Annotated in this window: 21 protein-coding genes and 1 pseudogene; 13 read left to right on the top strand and 9 right to left on the bottom strand. The window is 49.4% G+C overall.

The genetic code is table 11. The features are described from left to right. Positions 1-35 precede the first annotated feature (35 nt). From ACYVHX_RS19585 to ACYVHX_RS19575, 3 genes are all read left to right on the top strand, one after another. Positions 36-1,316, top strand: a complete 1,281-nt coding sequence (locus ACYVHX_RS19585) for a sensor histidine kinase (protein ID WP_460673372.1) — start codon at positions 36-38, stop codon at positions 1,314-1,316. Beyond that, a complete protein-coding gene (locus ACYVHX_RS19580; protein ID WP_460673371.1) occupies positions 1,313-1,996 on the top strand; it encodes a response regulator transcription factor in 684 nt (227 codons plus the stop codon). The genes ACYVHX_RS19585 and ACYVHX_RS19580 overlap by 4 nt, the downstream gene beginning before the upstream one ends. Before the next feature lie 101 nt (positions 1,997-2,097). Next, complete coding sequence (locus ACYVHX_RS19575) at positions 2,098-3,366, top strand: beta-propeller fold lactonase family protein (protein ID WP_460673370.1); 1,269 nt, start codon at positions 2,098-2,100, stop codon at positions 3,364-3,366. A gap of 83 nt (positions 3,367-3,449) precedes the next feature. Here ACYVHX_RS19575 and ACYVHX_RS19570 read toward each other — a convergent pair whose 3' ends face one another. After that, complete coding sequence (locus tag ACYVHX_RS19570; protein WP_460673369.1) at positions 3,450-3,596, bottom strand: hypothetical protein; 147 nt, start codon at positions 3,594-3,596, stop codon at positions 3,450-3,452. 912 nt (positions 3,597-4,508) lie between these two features. Here ACYVHX_RS19570 and ACYVHX_RS19565 point away from each other — a divergent pair. From ACYVHX_RS19565 to glgX, 4 genes and pseudogenes are all read left to right on the top strand, one after another. Next, positions 4,509-4,775: pseudogene (locus ACYVHX_RS19565) on the top strand (glycine zipper domain-containing protein); the annotation flags it as partial. Further along, positions 4,776-5,240 carry an OmpA family protein gene (locus ACYVHX_RS19560; protein ID WP_460673453.1) on the top strand — a complete coding sequence of 155 codons (465 nt, stop codon included), beginning with the start codon at positions 4,776-4,778 and terminating at the stop codon, positions 5,238-5,240. Between the two features lie 81 nt (positions 5,241-5,321). Continuing rightward, positions 5,322-5,777, top strand: coding sequence for a ferritin-like domain-containing protein (locus tag ACYVHX_RS19555; protein ID WP_460673368.1), 456 nt, complete (start codon positions 5,322-5,324; stop codon positions 5,775-5,777). 192 nt (positions 5,778-5,969) lie between these two features. Continuing rightward, positions 5,970-8,066, top strand: coding sequence for a glycogen debranching protein GlgX (glgX, locus tag ACYVHX_RS19550; protein WP_460673367.1), 2,097 nt, complete (start codon positions 5,970-5,972; stop codon positions 8,064-8,066). An 80-nt stretch (positions 8,067-8,146) separates the two neighbouring features. Here the strand turns inward: glgX and ACYVHX_RS19545 are convergent, their stop codons facing one another. From ACYVHX_RS19545 to ACYVHX_RS19520, 6 genes are all read right to left on the bottom strand, one after another. Continuing rightward, positions 8,147-8,875: a DUF3891 family protein gene (locus tag ACYVHX_RS19545; protein ID WP_460673366.1), complete on the bottom strand. Its 729-nt coding sequence runs from the start codon at positions 8,873-8,875 to the stop codon at positions 8,147-8,149. Positions 8,876-8,950: 75 nt separating this feature from the next. Further along, positions 8,951-9,454, bottom strand: a complete 504-nt coding sequence (locus tag ACYVHX_RS19540) for a pyridoxamine 5'-phosphate oxidase family protein (protein WP_460673365.1) — start codon at positions 9,452-9,454, stop codon at positions 8,951-8,953. 354 nt (positions 9,455-9,808) lie between these two features. Continuing rightward, entirely contained in the window at positions 9,809-10,213 is a 405-nt protein-coding gene (locus ACYVHX_RS19535) for a four-helix bundle copper-binding protein (protein WP_460673364.1), read from the bottom strand. 66 nt (positions 10,214-10,279) lie between these two features. Further along, complete coding sequence (locus ACYVHX_RS19530) at positions 10,280-10,447, bottom strand: hypothetical protein (RefSeq protein WP_460673363.1); 168 nt, start codon at positions 10,445-10,447, stop codon at positions 10,280-10,282. Between the two features lie 310 nt (positions 10,448-10,757). After that, complete coding sequence (locus ACYVHX_RS19525; protein WP_460673362.1) at positions 10,758-12,221, bottom strand: two-component system sensor histidine kinase NtrB; 1,464 nt, start codon at positions 12,219-12,221, stop codon at positions 10,758-10,760. Continuing rightward, the gene (locus ACYVHX_RS19520; protein WP_460673361.1) at positions 12,205-12,654 is read right to left on the bottom strand and encodes a response regulator; all 450 of its coding nucleotides are present in this window, start codon (positions 12,652-12,654) and stop codon (positions 12,205-12,207) included. The genes ACYVHX_RS19525 and ACYVHX_RS19520 overlap by 17 nt, the downstream gene beginning before the upstream one ends. A gap of 314 nt (positions 12,655-12,968) precedes the next feature. Here ACYVHX_RS19520 and ACYVHX_RS19515 point away from each other — a divergent pair, with 314 nt between their 5' ends. Beyond that, the gene (locus ACYVHX_RS19515; RefSeq protein ID WP_460673360.1) at positions 12,969-13,598 is read left to right on the top strand and encodes a porin family protein; all 630 of its coding nucleotides are present in this window, start codon (positions 12,969-12,971) and stop codon (positions 13,596-13,598) included. Positions 13,599-13,660: 62 nt separating this feature from the next. Here the strand turns inward: ACYVHX_RS19515 and ACYVHX_RS19510 are convergent, their stop codons facing one another. After that, positions 13,661-15,106, bottom strand: a complete 1,446-nt coding sequence (locus ACYVHX_RS19510; protein WP_460673359.1) for a sigma-54-dependent transcriptional regulator — start codon at positions 15,104-15,106, stop codon at positions 13,661-13,663. A 47-nt stretch (positions 15,107-15,153) separates the two neighbouring features. Further along, positions 15,154-15,567 (bottom strand): response regulator, encoded by a 414-nt coding sequence (locus tag ACYVHX_RS19505; protein ID WP_460673358.1) that lies wholly within the window; start codon positions 15,565-15,567, stop codon positions 15,154-15,156. Between the two features lie 443 nt (positions 15,568-16,010). Here ACYVHX_RS19505 and ACYVHX_RS19500 point away from each other — a divergent pair, with 443 nt between their 5' ends. The 5 genes from ACYVHX_RS19500 (at position 16,011) to ACYVHX_RS19480 (ending at position 20,266) form a co-directional block, all read left to right on the top strand. Beyond that, positions 16,011-16,178, top strand: coding sequence for a lmo0937 family membrane protein (locus ACYVHX_RS19500; RefSeq protein ID WP_460673357.1), 168 nt, complete (start codon positions 16,011-16,013; stop codon positions 16,176-16,178). A gap of 485 nt (positions 16,179-16,663) precedes the next feature. After that, the gene (locus ACYVHX_RS19495) at positions 16,664-16,924 is read left to right on the top strand and encodes a YtxH domain-containing protein (protein ID WP_460673356.1); all 261 of its coding nucleotides are present in this window, start codon (positions 16,664-16,666) and stop codon (positions 16,922-16,924) included. An 88-nt stretch (positions 16,925-17,012) separates the two neighbouring features. Beyond that, the gene (locus ACYVHX_RS19490; protein ID WP_460673355.1) at positions 17,013-17,342 is read left to right on the top strand and encodes a YtxH domain-containing protein; all 330 of its coding nucleotides are present in this window, start codon (positions 17,013-17,015) and stop codon (positions 17,340-17,342) included. 759 nt (positions 17,343-18,101) lie between these two features. Beyond that, complete coding sequence (locus ACYVHX_RS19485) at positions 18,102-18,779, top strand: response regulator (RefSeq protein WP_460673354.1); 678 nt, start codon at positions 18,102-18,104, stop codon at positions 18,777-18,779. 71 nt (positions 18,780-18,850) lie between these two features. Further along, a complete protein-coding gene (locus ACYVHX_RS19480) occupies positions 18,851-20,266 on the top strand; it encodes an ATP-binding protein (protein ID WP_460673353.1) in 1,416 nt (471 codons plus the stop codon). Positions 20,267-20,307 lie beyond the last annotated feature (41 nt).

Raw genomic sequence — 20,307 nt, 5'->3', positions numbered from 1 at the left:
CGATTTTTGGGTTCCGGTTTTCTAAACACCAACCCATGTCCCGACGGGTTTTTCGCCTTCTGATCATTTTGTCGGTCATTTCGATCATCGGCATCGTTACCGTACAGATTGTGTGGGTGCGCAAGGCGTATGCGTTGCGAGAGCGCCAGTTTCGGCAAACCGCCTTTATTGCCTTACAGGACGTGGCCGATCGGGTGGGACAGCTCAACCGAATCACGCAGAGCTGCACGGCGGTCACCCAGCTTTCGCCGGATTATTTCGTGGTCAAAACCAACTCCCCCATCGACCCCGCGACGCTCGAGCACTACATCCAGACCTCGCTGCACGACCACAACCTGATTACGGATTTTGAATACGGTATTTACAATTGCGAAAGCGACCGCATGGTCTACGGTGCGCTGGTCAGTCCGAATGCCAGCCGCCGGGTGGTGCAGGCCAGTCAGAATCTCCCGAAATTCTCCCAAAATCCGTATTATTTCGGCATTCACTTTCCGAGTCAGACCAGTTTCATTGCCGGCCACCTCGACGGCTGGATTGCTTCGTCAGCCGCGGTTTTGCTGGTGGTTCTCTTTTTTGGCTACACGCTGGTGGTGGTTTTGCGGCAGCGCAAACTGACCGAGGTGCAGCGGGATTTCATCAACAACATCACCCACGAATTGCAAACGCCCGTTGCGACCCTCCGGATTGCCGCCGATGTGCTCCGGTCGGATTCCATTCTCGATCAGCCCGAACGCCATCGCCAGTACGCCCGGATTGTGCACGAGGAAAGTCTGCGGCTTCAGAAACAGGTGAGCAACGTGTTGCAGCTGTCGCGTTCGGAACGCATGCATTTCACCATGAATGCCGCCGAAGTGGATTTGCACCAGCTTCTGGCCGAAGCTGCGACCGTTTTCCATCCGCATGTAACGCTGGAATTCTGGGCCAGCAACGCCCACATCCGGGCCGACCGCTACCATCTGGAAAACGTTATTAACAACCTGATCGATAACGCCTTAAAGTACAACACCACGACGCCGAACATCCGCCTGCAGACCCGCACCGAAAACGACCGGCTGGTGTGGTCGGTGCAGGATAACGGCATCGGGATTGCGCGCGAGCACCATCCGTTCATTTTCAATCAGTTCTACCGCGTACCGACCGGCAACGTCCACAACGTCAAAGGATTCGGCCTGGGTTTGTATTACGTCTGGAAAGTAATCCAGGCGCATCGCTGGCAAATCGGGGTTCAGAGCGTGCCCGGCGCGGGCAGCATCTTTACGGTGAAAATTCGGGAGGCCAGACAAACCGCCTTTTCAAAACTCCTGATGACCCGATGAAACCGCTCCTGCTCTACGTCGAAGATGATGTGAACCTGAGTTTTGTCACCAAAGACAATCTGGAACTAGCGCAGTTTCAGGTGGTTCACTGCACCAACGGCGTCGAAGCCTGGCAGTGTTTTGAGCAGCAGCCGTTCGATCTTTGCATTCTGGATGTGATGATGCCGCAATGCGACGGGTTTACGCTGGCGCGGCAGATCCGGCAGGTCGACGCCAACATTCCCATGTTGTTTCTGAGCGCCCGGGCCGATAAGGACGACCGTTTGCAGGGGCTCCGGCTGGGTGCCGACGATTACCTGACCAAGCCGTTCAGCATCGAGGAACTGATTCTGAAAATCAACGTTTTCCTGCGCCGGAGCAAACCGGCGGTTTCGGCATCCACGGGTCCGGTTCAGTATATCGGCCTTTATCAGTTTAATTTCCAGAATCTTACTCTGGAAAAAACCGGGCAGGTGCAAACCCTGACCTACCGCGAAGCCGAAGTTCTTCAATACCTGATTACGCACCCGAACACGCTGATCCGCCGGGACGACATCCTGAAATCCATCTGGGGCGACAACGATTACTTTATGGGTCGGAGCCTGGACGTGTTTATTTCCCGGCTCCGGAAACGCCTGAGTCAGGACCCGGCCATCCGGATCGAAAATCTCCACGGAATCGGCTTTCGCCTGTTGCTGTAATCGCAAAATAAAGTAGTGCTCCTGCAAAAGTCGTTGATAAAACAAGCGACTTTCGTCTATATTTGCGTAACCTCCAAAACTACAACCTTTCTACTGCCAGCATGAAAAAACAGAGTTTGCTTGCGCTTGCCGCCTTTGTAAGCACCGGGGTATTCGCTCAGGAACCCATTCAGTTTTCCGCCAAAGGAATTGTGGCACTGTCCGACGCCGACATGGCCGCTTCCGCTCTGGCGGATGGTAATTTGTACAAAAGTAAAACCGGTCGGGACGCGCTGACGGTCGTTAAATTTCCGCTCGACCGCAGCGGCCAGAACATTGCCACCGCCCCTATTTCGAACTCCTCGGCCCTGTACGACAAAGCCGCCGTGGTCACGCCCAACGGACGGTTTGCGTTTGTGCTCGAAGGTCGTGGCGCCTTGGGCGATAGTGTTTCGACGCTGAAAGATGGCGTAAAAGGCTTGCCAGCCGCTGCCCGGATGTTTATTGTGGATCTGGCTCCGGCCAAACCAACCGCCAAGGTGGTTAGTGTCGGTAACCTACCGACGGCGGTCACCATCAATCCGCAGGGCAACACGCTGGCGGTGGCGTCCGGTGAAGCCGGTAAAGAACTGCGGCTGGTGGAATTCGACAATACCGGAACGCCCAAGCGGGTCATTACGGCCCCATCTCCCGTTCCGGGTGCCCGCATCACGGATCTGAGCTGGAGTCCGGCTGGTGATTTTATTGCCTACGTGATCGAAGATTCGCAGGAAGTAGGCGTGATGAAGTACTCGCTCGATGCGGCCAAAAAACCGAATATCGTTCCGCACGGCAAGCCCATCAAAGTAGGCGGTTTGCCCGCAACCGGCAAATTCTCGCCCGACGGCAAGTTCTTTATTGTGTCGGATATCAAGAAGGGCGCTAACGCGCAGGGAGCCGGAAAAGGGGAACTGTTCGTTGTGCAGTTCAGTACGGAAGATACGCCGGGTGAACACAAAGTGGTGTCCCAAACCGCAGCAGGTGAAAGTGCTGAAGCCCTGACGATCAGCCCCGACGGCTCGATGGTGATTGTCGCCAATGCCGGTCAGTCGTATCAGCCTTTCAGCAATGCTGCTGCCGGAAAAAGCTCGCTTTCGGTGTATTCACTGGATAAAGAAGGCAAGCTGACGCTGGCGAATGAATATCCGTTTGAGGGCGTTCTGCCGCAAAGCGTCGAATTCGACAAGAACGGAGCCGCCATTGCCGTGGCGGTTTCCGAATACGTAGACTACGGGGATCGTTCGGGAGCCATCGAGTTCTGGAAAGTTACCAAAGGCGACAAACCGTCTCTGGAAAAAATGCCGGGCAAAATCAGTGTAGCCCGCGGCTGCCATACAGTGAAAGTTTATTAAATAATAATGCATCAGGGATGCTGGGCGATGAATGGGCTGACGCAGAGTTATTCATCGTTCAGCATCCCTAATGCATCATTTCACTACACTCGCTCCCAGCGGAATTGCTTTTTCACTTTCTTTTGTTTGCCGTTGCCCTTGTCTTTTTTGAGTCCTTTGCGGTCGCTGGCCATCGAGGAGGATGCGCCCTCACCTTTGCGGTTCGATAGCCACCAGGTGGGACTGTGCATTGTTCCGAAGACAGTTCCCCGATACACCCGCCCGCCGTGTTGGTGCTCCATCCGGACATGACAGCTCTTGATTGGGCAGTTCGAAGCCATGCATCCCGTCATGAGCCACCCAACTGCGATACTGATCCACCATCCCGGGCGTCGTTCCATGTTGACGAAATTAAAAGCAGAAGGGATGAAAATAGAAAAAGTTTCGCTCCTTTTCAATTTTCATCCCTTCCATTTAACGGCAATTCCGTTCGTTATCTTCCAAATGCCAACTCATAACCGGCATTCACCAGGTATTCCGCCACCCTCGGTCGAACCACCCAATAAACCCCGTTGTCCCCTCGCAATATCCAGTGATCATTCCCTTTTACGTACCGATTGTTTGCGCAATCGATGGCCTGCATCAATGTTTTGAATTCGGACTGGCGTGCTTCCTTTAACATTTCGGCTAGCCGTGGAAAAGCCACACTTCGCCTTAATCGCAATGTAACAGTTGAATCTCGAGAATACATACACGTAATGTAAACAAGTCAATTTACCTTAATTCGTGCACAAATCAAGCCAAATATTACCTTTTTGTAACCGTTTAGTAAAATATAGCAATAATAAGTAAAATATCTTATGGGCGATTCACCAAAAACTAACATTTCAAAAAATACCTAATTATTTATACCTAACCGTAAAAAATGCGAATCAAAACCGCTTAAATAGTTTGTAGAAAGATCTCCACAAATTTTAATTTCATTCGCTTCAATTCCCCACTTCTGTATTTGTATCAATCAGTGTTTCAATTTTATCAATTCAGAAATAACTCTCTGAAAATCTTGCACTTAAACACAAAATCACTATTGGCAATTATGAATTATCAGCGAATGGTACAGCATTTGGCCCTCTAACGGGCAGAACTAATGTGTCAAACGCACTATGATCAAGTACAGCCAATCTTTAGGAAGTGTAAAGGTAAGAGCAGTAACACTGGTATTAGCCGGAAGTATGCTAACGGCCGGTACATTCACGGGATGTAAATCAATTCGGGAAAGAACGAACAATACGCAACGGGGTGCCGTCATCGGGGCCGGAGCAGGTGCCGTAGCTGGTGGCTTGATTGGCCGGAAGTCCGGAAATACAGCCATCGGGGCCATTTTGGGCGCCACTGTGGGGGGAGCTGGTGGGGCTCTGATTGGTCGGCGTATGGATAAGCAAGCCGAAGAGTTGCGCCGGAGCCTCGAAAACGCGCGCGTCGAACGAATCGGTGAAGGCATCAAAATCACCTTTGACTCCGATTTCCTGTTCGATGTCGACAAGGCTAATCTTAAAACCGCCAATCGGGAAAACATCGACAAGCTGGCGGAAGCACTGAAAAAATACGACGATACCGAAGTCCTGATTGAAGGCCACGCCGACAACTCCGGATCAGACCAGCACAACTTGAAACTGTCGGAACGCCGGGCCAAAACCGTAGCCAACCTGTTGCAATCGGAAGGCATTAAGGGAAACCGTCTGGTGGAGAAAGGGTACGGGGAGAGCCAGCCCATTGCCGACAATGGCAGCTTGTCCGGTCGTCAACAAAACCGCCGGGTCGAAGTGGCCATTTACGCCAATAACAAGCTTCGCAAAGCCGCCGAACGCGGAACGATTGGAAACATTAATGCCTGAGTGCGAAAATAAAAAACACTCTCTCCGCTTCGTGGTTACGTAGGAGAGAGTTTTATTCACTTTTATCGTAGTAGAAACGTTATGGAAGCTAATAACACAACCGGCGAAATTCTGAATCGATTGAATACGCTGTTGACGCGGACCCGCGACGGCGAGCGGGGGTATCAGGAAGCCGCCGAAAATGTAAAAGACACGGAATTGAAAAGCCTGTTCCTGGCTCAATCGCGGCAGCGGGGCGAATATGCGACGGAAATCGATCGTGAAATCCGCGCCCTGGGCGGTGACCCGGAAACCAGCACAAGCCTGGCGGCTGATTTACACCGGGCCTGGATCAATATCAAAACCACCTTCACGGGCAACGACGACAAAGCCGTGGTGCAGGAATGCAAACGCGGTGACGGACAGGCCCTGGACGATTATCAGGAAATTCTGCAAAGCACAAACCTGATGGCGAGTACCCGCGAGTTGCTGCTCCGGCAGAAAGAACGCATCGAGTCGGCCCACGCATCTATGGCGCGGCTGGCCAATGTGGTCTAAAAAAACCGCATCATTCGTCTAAAAAGTCTCTGAATAACAATTCAGGGACTTTTTTTTGTCCATAAAAACAATCCAAATCGTTGCCGAGTTGATTAATAAACCGCATGAAACACCCGAAAACCGCTTTCTACTTTCACCAAACCACCCATTGGGGTTAATCGTTTTGTTTCACCGGTCAGTCATCTTATCAATATGGAACCCACAAATACTGTAAAAAACTCGGACGAAATCCGTTCCAGACCGGGGAAGCCCTATCCTTTGGGCGCAACCTGGGACGAAGAAGGTGTTAATTTTGCCCTTTTTAGTGAACACGCAGCCGGCGTCACCCTGTGCTTATTTGATGCCGACGACCCAACCAAAGAGACGCAGCAGATTCCGTTAACCGAGCGGACGGAACACATCTGGCACATCTACCTGCAAGGTATTCCGGCCGGACAATTGTATGGTTACCGCGTCGAGGGACCTTTTGAACCGGCGCAGGGCTTGTTGTTCAATGCCAAAAAAGTGCTCCTGGACCCCTACGCCAAAGCCATCAGCGGCCCCATCGACAGCCATCTGGCGCAGTTAACCTTCGACCCGGACAATCAGGATGAGGACCGGTTTTCGAAACCGCAGGAAGAGGACAGCGCCCCTTACGTGCCCAAATCCGTTGTGATTGATGCGAACTTTGACTGGGAGGACGACCAACGGCCAGACATTCCGCTCAGCCGTACGGTGATTTACGAACTGCACGTCAAGGGCTTTACAAAACAGCATCCGGATTTGCCGCAAAAAATCCGCGGAACCTACGCCGGTTTAGGCCGCCCCGAAATTACGGATTACCTCCGGTCGCTGGGCGTTACGACGGTTGAACTGATGCCGGTTCACCAGTTTACCGGCGAGAGCTACTGGGGCTACAATTCCATCGGGTATTTTGCCCCCCACAGCGAATACGCTTCCAAGGATAAGATCGGCCACTCGGTCCGGGAGTTCAAGGAAATGGTGAAGGCGCTGCACAAAGCCGGGATTGAAGTGGTGCTGGACGTGGTGTATAACCACACCGCCGAAGGCAATCAGCACGGCCCGACGCTCTCGTTCCGGGGTATCGACAATCCGGCTTATTACTGGCTCGTGGAAGGAAATGAGCTGTTTTACATGGATTATACCGGAACCGGGAACACGCTGAACATGAACCACCCGCGTACGCTCCAGCTGGTGATGGACAGCCTTCGGTACTGGGTGACGGAAATGCACGTCGACGGGTTTCGGTTCGATCTGGCAACGGCACTGGCCCACAGCCTGACTGCGGCCGGCCAATTGTCGGCTTTTCTCGAAACCATTCAGCAGGACCCGGTTTTGTCGCAGGTGAAGCTCATTGCCGAGCCCTGGGATATTCAGTCCTATCAGGTTGGCAATTTTCCGGTGAACTGGTCGGAATGGAACGGCAAATACCGGGATTGCATCCGGCGCTACTGGAAAGGTGATACGCTCATCGGTGAGTTGGCGACCCGCCTGCTGGCGAGTCCGGATCTGTACAACGACGGTCGGCAGCCCGGCAACAGCATCAACCTGATCACGGCCCACGACGGTTTTACGCTCAATGACCTGGTCAGCTACAACGATAAACACAACGATGCCAACGGCGAAGAAAACCGGGATGGCGCCAACGACAACGAAAGCTGGAATATGGGCGCTGAAGGCCCCACCGACGACGAGGAAATTCGGCGGGCGCGGGAGCAGCAAAAGCGGAATTTTCTGGCAACCCTGTTGCTGAGTCAGGGAACGCCGATGTTGCTGATGGGCGACGAATGCAGCCGGACGCAGCAGGGCAACAACAATGCCTATTCGCAGGACAACGAAATTAGCTGGTTTAACTGGGAATGGACCGCCGAACAGCAGGCGATGTTTGAATTTACGCGCCACCTCACGCAGTTGCGAAATAAGCTGCCGCTGTTGCGCCGGCGGAAATTCTACCAGGCCGAAGAAGTGACCTGGCTGCGTACGGATGGTAAACCCATGACCGAAACCAACTGGGACGACGGAATCACCCGCTGCATTGGGCTACTGATTGACGGCACGAAAGTGGACGAGCAGGATGAAAATGGCGAACCGATTGGCGAAGGCCGGTTGTTGCTGATTCTGAATGCTTTCTGGGAATCGGTGCCGTTTAAACTACCCAAAATGGGCCGGAAGCATACCTGGCAGGTGTTGGTGAATACGGATCTGGACGCCGAAGTTCCTTACGAGGTGTCGGCCCGCGATCCGTTCGAAATCAAAGGCCGGGCGCTGGTGCTGCTGCAAATGAAATAACGTAAAAGCAAACGATGGGTTATGCATGATGAACGATAGATGGATTAACACACCATTCATCGTTCATCATGCATAACCCATCACTCTTTCCTGAACTTCCATTCTTTCTCCTCAATCGGTGCCTGCTGAATGCAATTGTACAGTTCGCCGTCGTCTTTAAAACTCAATTGATGCAGCTGATAGGTTTCAATGTGTAAGGAAAACTCCGGCTGGCTGAACGGCCAGGGATCAACCCCCACTGACTGATCGGCACGCTGAAACACAAAGTACAATATGCCATCCGGCCCGGGACTCACTTCCAGCCGACGCTCGTTTTCGGGCAGACGACCCTGGCAGAGAATAAGCGACAAGGCATCGCACCACTGCACAAACGCATACGCAAAATCGACCTCTTTTTTAGAGAGTTTCAGTTGCTTGATCCACGTTTTCTGATTCTGCTCCTGATCTTCCAGAAACTGGGCCAGTTCGGCGTTTGTTTCGGCCAGCCCCTTATACAAAAATATGGCGTGTCTGGAAACCATCAGGGCATTCCAGCGGCTTTTTTCAAGCGCAATTTCAACCATTCGACGGGCCTGCGCTACGGAATATTCTTCAATCCGAAAGTCCATCGGAGCCCCGGCCTTCGTCAGGTGGTTCCTGCCTTCCCAGGGTTCCTGGCCATCGTCGTGTTCGGTCAGAGCCACCAGCGTTTCAACCCAGCGGTCTGTTTTTTCGGTCAAATTCCAATGCGTGGCGATTTTGACGGCCAGTAGGCCGTGCGCCTGCTGGTGAATCACCTCCCAGCCAAAATCTTTACTCTTAACAATCATAATCGATTCCTAGTCAATTGTACGCAAAAAATGCCGGGCTTTTCAGTCCGGCATTTTTTGCATGATTTCCGCTGTTCAACGGTTTTCAACTATTTTGTTTTCACCGAGCTTGTAGGTATCACCGGTCAGAGCAGCCCGCGCCATTTCAAAAAGCCGTACCATCCGGCTGGAGGTTGAATCCCAGTACTCGGCGGTTTCGATGTGGACTTTCAATACCGAAAGGGTCGGATCATCTTTTCCTTCGGGAAACCACGGTTTTGCCATGGGCGACCACAACTCTTCCACTTTGGCCCGATCCTGCAACTCTTCGGCGGTTCCGCTGACCGAAACATACGACGCATCACCGGCATCGGCGAAGGCCACATTTACTTTATAGTTTTTGTCGATCTGTTCGGTTTTTGGCGAATGTTCCTTCGTCAGAAACCACAAATTTCCGGTTTCATCCAGTTTCATAACGGCCATCGGGCGGCTAACCAGATTGCCGGTTTCGTCCTGCGTTGTTAACATACCAATCCGAATGTCGTTGATCAGGTTACCAACCTTTTCCATATCCGCATTCTGTTGTTCCTTGGTTTCCATATACTGAGTATTTAAAGTAAACGAAAAGGCCGATTGTGTTTAGTTCGTGCTAAAACAATCGGCCATTCACAGATGATAATTTATAGACGGTGCCGATTACCTGGTCCGGGTCTTCATCCGTTTTAAGGCTCTTGCCAATCTGACGCAGTTCCTATAGTCAGAAAAAGAGCTTTTTTACACCAAAAGTTCACCTTCAGAACGTGTCGGTTTTACAGAAAAACCGCTTTTCAATGTCTTCTACACGTTTCGCGACGGTACGCTCTGACTGAATCTTTTGATGACCGATGGCCCGGCCGGCTGCGAAACCAGCACCGTTTTAATCAGTTTTGACACTTGCTGGTTCAGAAGGTTCGATTAATTGTAGATCATTTCCTGCCGGCCGAGCGCTCCGAACAACGTCCGTGACGTTTCGGATTCGCTTTCCGGGACCAGGCCCATCTCCAGAATGGCCATACAAACCCGGATGCACTGGCGACAGGTAGCCGCGATCTGGCAGGCCCGTTCGGCACTCATGCGCTCGCACTCATCGGCGCATTTTTCGCAGACCTCAATGCAGGTTCGGGCCATCAGTCGCGTGTTTTCGGAACCGCGAACGTACAGAACGGCCACCTGGCGGCAAAGATCGGAGCAATCGAGGCTCAGAAAAATGCAGCGGTATAATTCTTCGATATCCTGCTGCCGGGAACATTCCGTAGCGTATTCATCACATGCCGTAGCGCAGGCAACCAGCGTGTCGTAAATGTTTTTCTTCCAGATCATATCCGTTTCGCTTTATCGGGGTTAATAAACTTCAGATGAATACTATAACTCAATACGGTTTTACGATTAACTAATGGCTCGGTTGCCCGATTCCATAAACCGCTTACGGGCCCAGGTCCGCGCTTCCTGAATACTGGCGGAGATTACCTCTTTATTATTGGGCTCTCCGGGTTCCAGCAGGGTGTTCGCGATTTCAATGGCTTTATCCCGAACACTGGGAGGTAACGAACGCATCGCAGCGGGAAAGTGAGTTGGCTTCCAGAGCATAATCTTCTTTCGCTTGGTAATGCCAGGTATATTGAGATAATTATGCCAGTTCTGAATCCTTTGACAAGCAGCAACAACATTAAAAGCAAAGACTTGTTAATCAGCATTTTACTTCTTGATACACTTTGTAAAATCCAATAAAATAAAATTCTCGCCCTTTGGCTCTGTAGAAATCCCTTTCCCCACTGTGTAAATAAATCTACAGCCGTCCGCAAAAAAAAATGGCCTCCGATCAATCGGAGGCCACAGGCGGTTTTTACGTGCGTTTTATCCTGGGTCACTTGGGAAAAATCAGGCGGAACGTTGTACCAACGCCTTCCTGACTTTCAACCTCGATCGAGCCCCGGTGGCTGTTGATGATGTTCTGCGTGGTGGTGAGGCCCAGCCCCATCCCGCCCTGCTTCCCCGTGAAAAACGGATCGAACAGCCGCTGCCGGTTTTCTTCCGAAATGCCCGAACCGTTATCCTCCACGCAGACCATGATGGCCCGCTCCCCGAACGGGATGGTTTTGACGGTTAGCATCCCGGTATTTTCCTTCATGGCTTCAACAGCATTGATCAGAATGTTCAGCAAGGCGGTTTTGAACTGCTCTTTGTCCAGCGGAACGGCGTTGCTTTCGGTGGTGAAGTCCGTAATCAGTTTCATGCCCTTCAGCTGCAAGCGGTCATGCACCAGATACAGCGTTTCCCGAACGGCTTCGTTCAGGTCATACGGTTTTAGCTCCAGATCGCGGGGTTTCGACGAATTGAGCATTTCCGTTATCAACTGCCCAATGCGTTCGGCATTTCGGCGGATAATGCTGATGTAAAGGGCCAAACCGGGGTCTTCGGGGGGCAAATCTTCCTTGAGCTGTTCCAGCGCCAGGTGCAGATTGGTCAGCGGGTTGCGCACTTCGTGGGCAATGCTACGCGCAATCTGACCGGTCATGCTGAGCTTTTCGGCAATGAGCAAATCGCGCTGGGCCTTTTTCTGCTGCGTTACATCCCGCACAATGGCCTGATACCAGTTGGTAACTCCGCTTTTGTCGGGTATGGCGACCACCGACAGCAGGCAATCAATTTTTTTGCGGTCTTTACTGATTAAGACGATTTCGGTGTCTTTAACGTGTTCGAGCTCATCAATTTGCCGGCGCAACTGATCGTAAACGTCGGATTTATCGAACAATTCGCGCACCTCCATCTGCCGCAATTCGTCAGCCGAATAACCGGTCAGTTTCTCCAGCGAGGGGTTGATTTCCTGAAACTCGAAGGTGCGGTTCGTTATGAAAATGGCGTCGATCGATCGCTGGAACAACGAACGGTACCGGTTTTCTTTTTCGGCCAGCTCCCCCATTACCAAGGATTGCCGCAAGGCGTAGCGAATGCTGCGGCCCAGCAGTTGGGCATCAATCCGGCCTTTCACCAGGTAATCGGCAGCGCCCAGTTTCAAAGCCGAATAATCGACCTCCAGGTCATCCTGACCCGTCAGCAAAATCATTGGCGTCTGAAAACCGGCCACGAACGCTTCCTGAATCAGCTCAATACCGGTTCGTTCGCCCAGGCGATAATCCACCAGATAAACGTCGTACGCATTCTGGTGAATCCGCTCCAGAGCCGTATCGTAATCACTAACCCAGTCGAGGTGAATGTTTGCATTGTCCCGGCTTGAGATTAGGGATTTTGTCAGCACAAAATCATCCTCATCGTCCTCAACCAGTAAAACTCGGATGGACTTCTCCGACAATTCATCGGGTTGAGTCATCAGGTAAGGAAACGGTGTCAATCCAGTATTTTTTAATGGTTGTGGTAATATCAAGTAACGTACTGAAATCGAATGGCTTGGAGATGTACGAACTCACGCCCAGATCATAGGTACGCAGGATGTCTTCTTCCGCCGTCGAAGTTGTTAATACAACGACAGGAATTTGCCGGAATTGCTCGTTTGCCTTGATTTCGCGCAGCGCCTGGATACCATTCTTCCGCGGCATATTTAAATCCAGTATGATCAGACTGGGTCGGATGACCGACGTGTAGGGGCCGCGCTGATGAAGAAAATCAATCAGTTCCTCCCCGTCTTCCACAAAATACAGTTCTGATTTCAGGTTGCATTCCCGGAAAGCCTGTTCGAGCAGCATGCGATCATCCGCATCGTCGTCTGCGATCAAGATACTGGTTTTATATTCTTTATTCGACATCCTGATAAGTATGATTTAAGGCTGGTCCATCAAAAGCATGAATAGTAAAGGTAGTTTATCTTTTCGTCCATATAGGAACAAGTTTGGTTTTCAGGTGTTTTGCAAACGCATTTTTTTAATTCAAAGCTTCCCCATTTTGAGTAGTAACTTCTACAAAAAAGTAAAATTCATCCGTGCGGTTTATTGGCAAACAACAAATAGAAAACTTCTTAATCTATTGATAGTAAATTATTTAACAAAACCGGTTCCACTTAGAATAACATTTGGCACATTATTATCAATTAACTCTGCATCTACCAAATCAATTAAGTTCTATGAAACGTCCGATTGTTAAGTTACTTCTTCTTTCAGCGATTATCAATGGTGTGTTGCATTCAAATGCAGTTGCCCAAACGACACCACGGACCGGAATCAAAGGCGGTTTGAATGCCAGCACCCTTTACCTTGATAATGTTGATGATCGGAATGAGCGCATCGGTTTTCACGTGGGCGTTTTTACGCAAATACCGGTTGGCAGTTTTTTTGCCATTCAGCCAGAGCTTCAATATACGACTAAGGGGGTTTCGGCCAACTATAATTTACTGGGTGCCAACGGCCGGAATACGTTCAAACTTAATTACGTTGAATTACCGGTTCTGGCAACGTTCAAACTAGGCAACTCGGTCGACTTGCAGGCGGGTCCGTACGCTTCCTACCTGATCAATTCAAAAGTAACCACCGATGGTGATCTGGGGGCGGATTACCGGAATATCAACCGGGACAATTTTAACGCGTTCGACTATGGAATTGCCGGAGGACTGAACATTTATTTCGGAACGGTATTGCTGGGATTGCGGTACGGGCAGGGTTTACAACCGGTGGCCGAAGACGGCGGAGCCCGGCTTTTGATGGGCAAAGCGAAAAATGCGGTTGGCCAGGTCTCGCTGGGCTTTACGATAAAATAAAAAATAAATACGGGCGACCATCGTTGGATAGTCGCCCGTATTTATTAGATAGTTCTTCCTTTCTACAGATGAATATCGTAGGCTTTCAGCTTGTTATAAAGGGTTTTGCGGTCAATGTTAAGGACTTCGGCCGCTTTGGTTTTGTTATACCCGGTTTTTTCCAGCACCTTGATGATGGCAGCCCGTTCGGCATTTTCGGATACTGACTTGAGGTTATTGGCCGGGGCTACTGTTGTAACCGTCGAACCGCTATCGTCCATCAGGTAAGTGGGCGAGATGATTTCATACGGCAGACAATCCAGCGTAATGAAATCAGTTTGCGCCAGCAGGACGGCCCGTTTCACAACGTTCTGAATTTCCCGCAAGTTACCGTGCCAATAGTATTCCTTTAGTTTATCCTTGACCTCATCATCAAATCCCTGAACGTTCTTTTCGAGCTGCTCATTGGCGATCTCCAGGAAATGTTCGGCAAAAAGAATGATATCAGCTTTCCGCTCGCGCAGCGGAGCCAGTTCGATCCGGAATTCGTCGAGCCGGTGGAAGATATCTTCCCGAAACCGCCCCTGCCGAACCGCTTCCCGCAGATCTTCGTTGGTAGCTACCAGAATTCGAACATCAACAACAATATCGGTATTGCTGCCAATCCGCCGGATTTTTCGTTCCTGCAAAACCCGCAACAACTTAATCTGATTTTCGTAGGAGAGGTTGCCGATTTCATCGAGGAACAACGTACCGCCGTTTGCGTATTCAAAGCTCCCCATTTTGTCGGACATGGCGCCCGTAAAGGATCCTTTGGTGTGACCGAACAACTCGCTCCCGGCCAGTTCTTTCGACAAGGCTCCGCAGTCGATGGCCACAAACGGTTTTCCGGCCCGTTTACTTTTCTGATGAATTGCGTTGGCCACAAACTCCTTCCCGGTGCCGGTTTCGCCGGTGATGATGACCGACATGTTGGTTGGGGCAATGAGTTCGATGTGTTTCTGAAGCATTTCAGCCGCCCGGCTTTTTCCGAAAATAAAGCGTTTGCCACCCGTGATAATTGTGGTTTTGGCCACGCGCGTAGCAGCTTTGGCGGGGGTGATTTCAGGGAGATCGTCGTCTTCCAACAGGTCCGGACCCGCTCCAACGCCGGCATTGATCTGCTGGCTGCGCCGATCAAGCGCACTCTTGATCGTATACAGAATTTCGTCCGGGTAGAGAGGCTTGGTAACGTAATCGTAGGCCCCGTGCTTGACCGTCTGCACCGCCATTCGAACATCGGAATAACCGGTGATGATAATGACAGCGGTGGTCGGATTGAGGATTTTTATGCGACGCAACATCTCCAGTCCGTCGACATCCGGCAGTTTGAAATCGCAGATAACCAGTTCAAACGGGTCTTTTCGCAGCAGAGTTAAGGCGTCATCTCCTCGTTGAACAGAAGCCGTCTTATAGCCTTGTTTTGACAAAAATCGTTCTAAAAGCAGGCATATATCCGTGTTATCGTCAACGATTAAGATTCTTTCCATAAAAGGACAGTTACAGTGTCCGAATACTAATGAGGGGATAAAGTTAACTAAACTTGGATATATTGTAAAGCCTGTTCGATGGTCTTGCGATTAAAAGGTTTACCGATAAAATAATCGGCTCCTTCCTGCGAAGCCCGTTTCCGTTCGGCAAGTCCGTCAAAAGCACTGATCATAATAACTTTTGTAGCCGGCTCGATCAGGCGGATGTGCGACAGTAGTTCAAACCCAACCCCATCGGGCAAGCTCAAGTCTAAAAAAACCGCATCATAGGCTTGTTGGGCCAGTCGCTGGCGACCTTCTTCCAAAAAATTTGCGCAGGTTGGCTGGTAACCCATTCGTTTTAATAAACCGGACAATAAAAGGCAAATATCAGCTTCGTCGTCAACGATCAGTACCTTCTTTGCATTCGTCATGTTCGATTTAACCGGTTCATATTGACTTCCGGTTTGCCAGCCCCTCATTCTTTCCACGATAGTTTCCCGTTTTTCATTCTATACAATGTGCGATAACAGTATTCTATAGATAATAATGTGCCTAAAACTCATCTCAACTCTTGACTAAGCCCGAATTGGCTGTATTTACATCCTATTAGGGCAATAGTAAGTAAAAAACCGGTTTTTAGTCCATCGCAGAACGGTAAAAATAATTTCATATTTCTTAAAACAGACGTTTTTTCTCCACACATAATTCTACAATTGTGGAAAAAATTCCACAGTACATTCTACCTGGTTTGAAGGACTACTTATCAACTCTTCGTCATTTTTCAAGGAAAGTTTCTAATTGCCGATCATTTATTGGATTTTTTAGAGATACTCTATTTATTATTAAACTTTTGGCATAACATTTTCATGTAAAGCGTACAGAAGCATCTATTGTTTAAACCATTTGGTGCGAACCGTTCGCTATGGGAAATCTACTTTATACCGTCGCAGTGATTCTGGTAATTATCTGGGCGCTTGGTTTCTTTGGCATACTCGGTACAGGATTAGCCGGTAACAACCTGATTCATATTTTATTAGTCATTGCCATTGTTGCCATTTTGCTCCGTCTGATTCGTGGACGGGGCGTTTGACAAACGCACATCATTTAAAAATGCCATTGATCTTCGGGTCAAGCCAGTGTCGATATGATCGCTGATAAAAGTTGACTTAGCGATACGTTTAGGTTTAGGTGGTTTCATTTTAGGTTAAGTACAAGTTACGGTGGGTACGGAATCCCTGCACCAAATTTGAGTGCAGGGATTTTTTGTTATTTATTCCCAACTTCTTGGGGATGACCAGATCGAAAAATGAAAAATTGATACGCTTTCAATTTCCCCTTTATCACCAGTGTTTAGCCGGGGTATTCAGTTTGGTTCTACAGTTTGTAGAAAATATTCCTCACCGTAGTGCGCGATTGCCTTTGGCAAATGGGGCGAAACAATAAATAATAACCACTGACAATCAGTCATTTAACAGCTGTTTACTCTTGATAAAGGATAAAGTGGTATGAATTTTTCTATACCAGTTCCGTTATCCGCCGTGAGCGGTATTATTCACTTAAACCGTTGTAAAGGTTATGAAATCGAACTTCAGTGGACTTGTAGTTGCCATATTGACAGGGGCTGCCTTGGGTTTGTTACTGGCACCACGCAGTGGGAAAGATACCCGCAAGAAAATTACGAATGACTCAGACAAGTTTCTGAAGGATCTTCAGGATACCATTGCCAATGGATTCAACAGCATCCGGAACCAGTATGATGATGCCAGAGATAATCTGACTTCGAAATACAATGATGCGGTCGACACGGTAGCTTCGCGGTCAAAAGGTGCCATTTAGCGCGTTGAACGCAATTCAAAATATTAATTGAATAGAATTAAATCTATTTGCTACCTCCAAAAGTCGCAAACATAAATTAGGAAACATCATGAGAAGTTCAAGAGATTTTCTGTTAGGATTCATTACTGGCGTTGTTGCAGGAATTCTGACGGCTCCAAAAAGTGGTCAGGAAAGCCGCCAGTGGATTCAGGATGAAGCAGACAAGCGCACCAAGGATTTGCAGGATCAATGGAGCAAAGGCGTTGATCAGGTAAAATCGCAGGTTGATCAGGTGAAATCGCAGGTCAATCAGTGGACCAGCAAACTGCAGAACGAAGGCGAGCCCGCCAAAGACAAATTCAACGACAAAGTTGATGATCTGGCCGATAAAGCCCACAGTGGTGTAGACTCGGCAAAGCAATCAGCCAAAGTAGAATAACCCGAGGTTGTAATCAACCCGAGGCCTGATAATCAGGCACTAAAATTGGTTTACTCAACATTATGATAAGTAGCGAAACGCTTTTAACCAGGCGTTTCGCTTTTTTGTTACTCAGTTTATTTTAAAAATATGATCATTGCCTCGCTTATTATTAATTTTATTTAAATATAATTGGAAGCTTAAAACGGCTTTCCTGAATTATCAGAGCGGTTTTTCGGCAAAAAAGTGACGCTCGTACCTGACGCAAAAAAAATACTAAGTAGTTTTCTTTGATTTTTTTGCAGAAATTTTGATGTTGAAGCTGTAAACAACCATTATATTTGCATACTCATTTAGGATCAACGCGTTAAAAAATATTGACCTGTTTAAAACCGGGTCGCAACTAAAGGCAGCCTAAGCCTGAACAGGTGGCTGTTTTTAAATGGTGTGGATATAGTCGGAAAGCTATTCGGGATCATCTCGGATAGCTTTTTTGTTTATAAATGTCTTGTTTTCACCTGATTTTAACCTCTCTTTAACTTCGGTTTAATCTGATACGGCTACTTTTGAGTGATCAAAATTCCGCTGTAAGTCAGCTAAGTTTCTTACAAAAGGGAGGTTGAACGTCAAAGCTGGTGTCACAATTAGCTTTGAATGGTGTGGATAGGATGAAAAAAGCTACCCGAAGATATGTTTCGGGTAGCTTTTTTGTTTTTTTGCATTATTATAGCAAGCCTGAATCGATCCGGTTCAGGTTCGGATATCTTAGTTCACACAATTATGAAAATCCTGGTAGTAGAAGACGAACCTAAACTCGCTTCATTTGTAAAGAAGGGTCTTGAAGAACAATCCTTTGAGGTGGACATTGCGTACGATGGACAGATCGGACGGAATATGGCACTCAGCAACAATTACGATGTCATTGTGCTGGACGTGAATCTACCAAAAATGAACGGCTATGATGTGGCCAAATCCGTGCGATCCGAGAACATCAAGACGCCGATCCTGATGCTGACGGCCATGGGCTCGCTCGACAACAAAGTAGCCGGTTTTGAAGCCGGGGCCGATGATTACCTCGTCAAACCGTTTGAGTTCCGCGAGCTGCTGGCCCGGCTGCGGGCGCTGAGCAAACGCACAATCGATACCAGCCTGCAGGCTAACCTGCTGAAAGTTGCGGACCTCGAGCTGGACCTTAACGAAAAGATTGCCCGCCGGGGCGGAAAACGCATCGAACTGACGGCCAAAGAGTTTGCTCTCCTGGAGTATCTGATGCGCAACCGGAGTCGCGTAGTTTCCCGGATCGACATCGCGGAGAAAGTCTGGGATATTCATTTTGATACCGGCACTAATGTGATCGACGTTTACGTGAATTTTTTACGCAAAAAGGTCGATAAAGATTTTCCGGTCAAGCTGATCCATACAGTCATTGGGATGGGTTACATGCTGAAAGAAGAGTAAAAGAAGAAAGGAATAAATGGAGAAAAGAGATTCCGGTACATCTCCTCCTTTACTCCCCTCCTCCTTCGTTTATGAACATTCGTGCTCGATTAACGGTCCTCTTTGCCCTGCTGGTTGGCTCGATCATCCTGCTGTTCTCCCTGTCTATTTACTACCTGTTCGATCAATACCGGGAACGGGAATTCTACGACCGGCTTCGTCAGAATGCTTTTGCTACCGCCCAGTCGCTGGAAAACGTGCATGTGAGTGGCATCACGAATGAAATGCTCCAGCAGATCGAATTGAGTTTTATGTCGCTGTACAAAGGGCATGTGACGATTTATTTGCCCGACAACAGCATTATGCATTCGACGGATTCAAACCACGAGCGAATCTCTCCCCAGTTTCTGGAGCAGGTGCGCAACGGCAAAGAAATCTTTATTCGCAACGGGGAGGTCGAAACGCTTGGCGTGCGTTATGCTGATAAACACAAACGAACGCTGGTGGTGGTGGCAACCGCCATCGACCGCTACGGTTTTACCAAGATTAAATGGTTACGGGATATCCTGATCATCACCTGGGTGGTCAGTATGGGCATTGTCCTGCTGGCGGGCTGGTTCTTCGCAGGTGATGCGCTCCGGCCGGTTTCCGACATCATCGATCAGGTGAATGATATTTCGGCCACCAACATCTACGCCCGGCTCCGGATTGGACGACCCAAAGACGAACTGGCCAAGCTGGCCGCTACCTTCAATGCCATGCTCGACCGGCTGGAACAGGCTTTTATTCTTCAGAAAAATTTTGTTTCCCACGCATCCCACGAACTGCTGACCCCTTTAACCGTCATGATGGGCCAGGTTGATGTTGCGCTTATGCAGCCCCGCGACGAGGCCGAATACCAACAGGCGCTGGAGAGTGTGCTGGAAGAAGGAAAGAAAATGAACAACCTCGTCAACGGCCTGCTCGAACTGGCGCGCGTCAATGCCGATGCCGCCACGCTGTCGTTCAAACCGGTCCGCATCGACGAAGTCCTCTGGCAGGGACGCAGCCGGCTGCTGCAAAAAAACCAGGAATACCGCATCGACATCGAATACGAAAAACCGCCCGGCAATGAAGAAGACCTGATTGTGATGGGCGAAGAATCGCTCTTGCAGATGGCTTTCCAGAACCTGATGGAAAACGGTTGCAAATATTCCAAAGACCACCACATTGTGGTCACACTACACGCGGGTCACGACCAGATCCTGCTGACTTTCACCGACCACGGTTACGGGATTCCACCGCAGGACCTCCCCCATTTGTTCGAGCCCTTTTTCCGTTCCGAAACCACCTCCGGCATCATTGGCCACGGTATCGGGCTGGCCCTGACTCACCGCATCATCACCATTCACCAGGGCCAAATCCGGGTGGAATCCGAAATAGGCAAAGGAACTTCCGTTGAGGTGCTGATGTCGATTCGAAAAACCGCCCCCGCCGAAAAACCGCTGGCTTTCGAACTCGACGAATAAATTAAAAGCCGATTTAACCGGTTTTTAACACTGCATTAATT

The sequence above is a fragment of the Larkinella ripae genome (assembly GCF_054780775.1).
The sequence above is the reverse complement of the archived record's forward strand: the minus strand, read 5'-3'. Positions and strand labels throughout refer to the sequence as shown.

What these genes read in the sequence shown, in the direction of transcription:
- ACYVHX_RS19585 (WP_460673372.1), top strand. Translation starts at nt 36, where the DNA reads ATGTCCCGACGGGTTTTTCGCCTTCTGATCATTTTGTCGGTCATTTCG.
- ACYVHX_RS19580 (WP_460673371.1), top strand. Translation starts at nt 1,313, where the DNA reads ATGAAACCGCTCCTGCTCTACGTCGAAGATGATGTGAACCTGAGTTTT.
- ACYVHX_RS19575 (WP_460673370.1), top strand. Translation starts at nt 2,098, where the DNA reads ATGAAAAAACAGAGTTTGCTTGCGCTTGCCGCCTTTGTAAGCACCGGG.
- ACYVHX_RS19570 (WP_460673369.1), bottom strand. Translation starts at nt 3,596, where the DNA reads ATGCACAGTCCCACCTGGTGGCTATCGAACCGCAAAGGTGAGGGCGCA.
- ACYVHX_RS19560 (WP_460673453.1), top strand. Translation starts at nt 4,776, where the DNA reads ATGGATAAGCAAGCCGAAGAGTTGCGCCGGAGCCTCGAAAACGCGCGC.
- ACYVHX_RS19555 (WP_460673368.1), top strand. Translation starts at nt 5,322, where the DNA reads ATGGAAGCTAATAACACAACCGGCGAAATTCTGAATCGATTGAATACG.
- glgX (WP_460673367.1), top strand. Translation starts at nt 5,970, where the DNA reads ATGGAACCCACAAATACTGTAAAAAACTCGGACGAAATCCGTTCCAGA.
- ACYVHX_RS19545 (WP_460673366.1), bottom strand. Translation starts at nt 8,875, where the DNA reads ATGATTGTTAAGAGTAAAGATTTTGGCTGGGAGGTGATTCACCAGCAG.
- ACYVHX_RS19540 (WP_460673365.1), bottom strand. Translation starts at nt 9,454, where the DNA reads ATGGAAACCAAGGAACAACAGAATGCGGATATGGAAAAGGTTGGTAAC.
- ACYVHX_RS19535 (WP_460673364.1), bottom strand. Translation starts at nt 10,213, where the DNA reads ATGATCTGGAAGAAAAACATTTACGACACGCTGGTTGCCTGCGCTACG.
- ACYVHX_RS19530 (WP_460673363.1), bottom strand. Translation starts at nt 10,447, where the DNA reads ATGCGTTCGTTACCTCCCAGTGTTCGGGATAAAGCCATTGAAATCGCG.
- ACYVHX_RS19525 (WP_460673362.1), bottom strand. Translation starts at nt 12,221, where the DNA reads ATGACTCAACCCGATGAATTGTCGGAGAAGTCCATCCGAGTTTTACTG.
- ACYVHX_RS19520 (WP_460673361.1), bottom strand. Translation starts at nt 12,654, where the DNA reads ATGTCGAATAAAGAATATAAAACCAGTATCTTGATCGCAGACGACGAT.
- ACYVHX_RS19515 (WP_460673360.1), top strand. Translation starts at nt 12,969, where the DNA reads ATGAAACGTCCGATTGTTAAGTTACTTCTTCTTTCAGCGATTATCAAT.
- ACYVHX_RS19510 (WP_460673359.1), bottom strand. Translation starts at nt 15,106, where the DNA reads ATGGAAAGAATCTTAATCGTTGACGATAACACGGATATATGCCTGCTT.
- ACYVHX_RS19505 (WP_460673358.1), bottom strand. Translation starts at nt 15,567, where the DNA reads ATGAGGGGCTGGCAAACCGGAAGTCAATATGAACCGGTTAAATCGAAC.
- ACYVHX_RS19500 (WP_460673357.1), top strand. Translation starts at nt 16,011, where the DNA reads ATGGGAAATCTACTTTATACCGTCGCAGTGATTCTGGTAATTATCTGG.
- ACYVHX_RS19495 (WP_460673356.1), top strand. Translation starts at nt 16,664, where the DNA reads ATGAAATCGAACTTCAGTGGACTTGTAGTTGCCATATTGACAGGGGCT.
- ACYVHX_RS19490 (WP_460673355.1), top strand. Translation starts at nt 17,013, where the DNA reads ATGAGAAGTTCAAGAGATTTTCTGTTAGGATTCATTACTGGCGTTGTT.
- ACYVHX_RS19485 (WP_460673354.1), top strand. Translation starts at nt 18,102, where the DNA reads ATGAAAATCCTGGTAGTAGAAGACGAACCTAAACTCGCTTCATTTGTA.
- ACYVHX_RS19480 (WP_460673353.1), top strand. Translation starts at nt 18,851, where the DNA reads ATGAACATTCGTGCTCGATTAACGGTCCTCTTTGCCCTGCTGGTTGGC.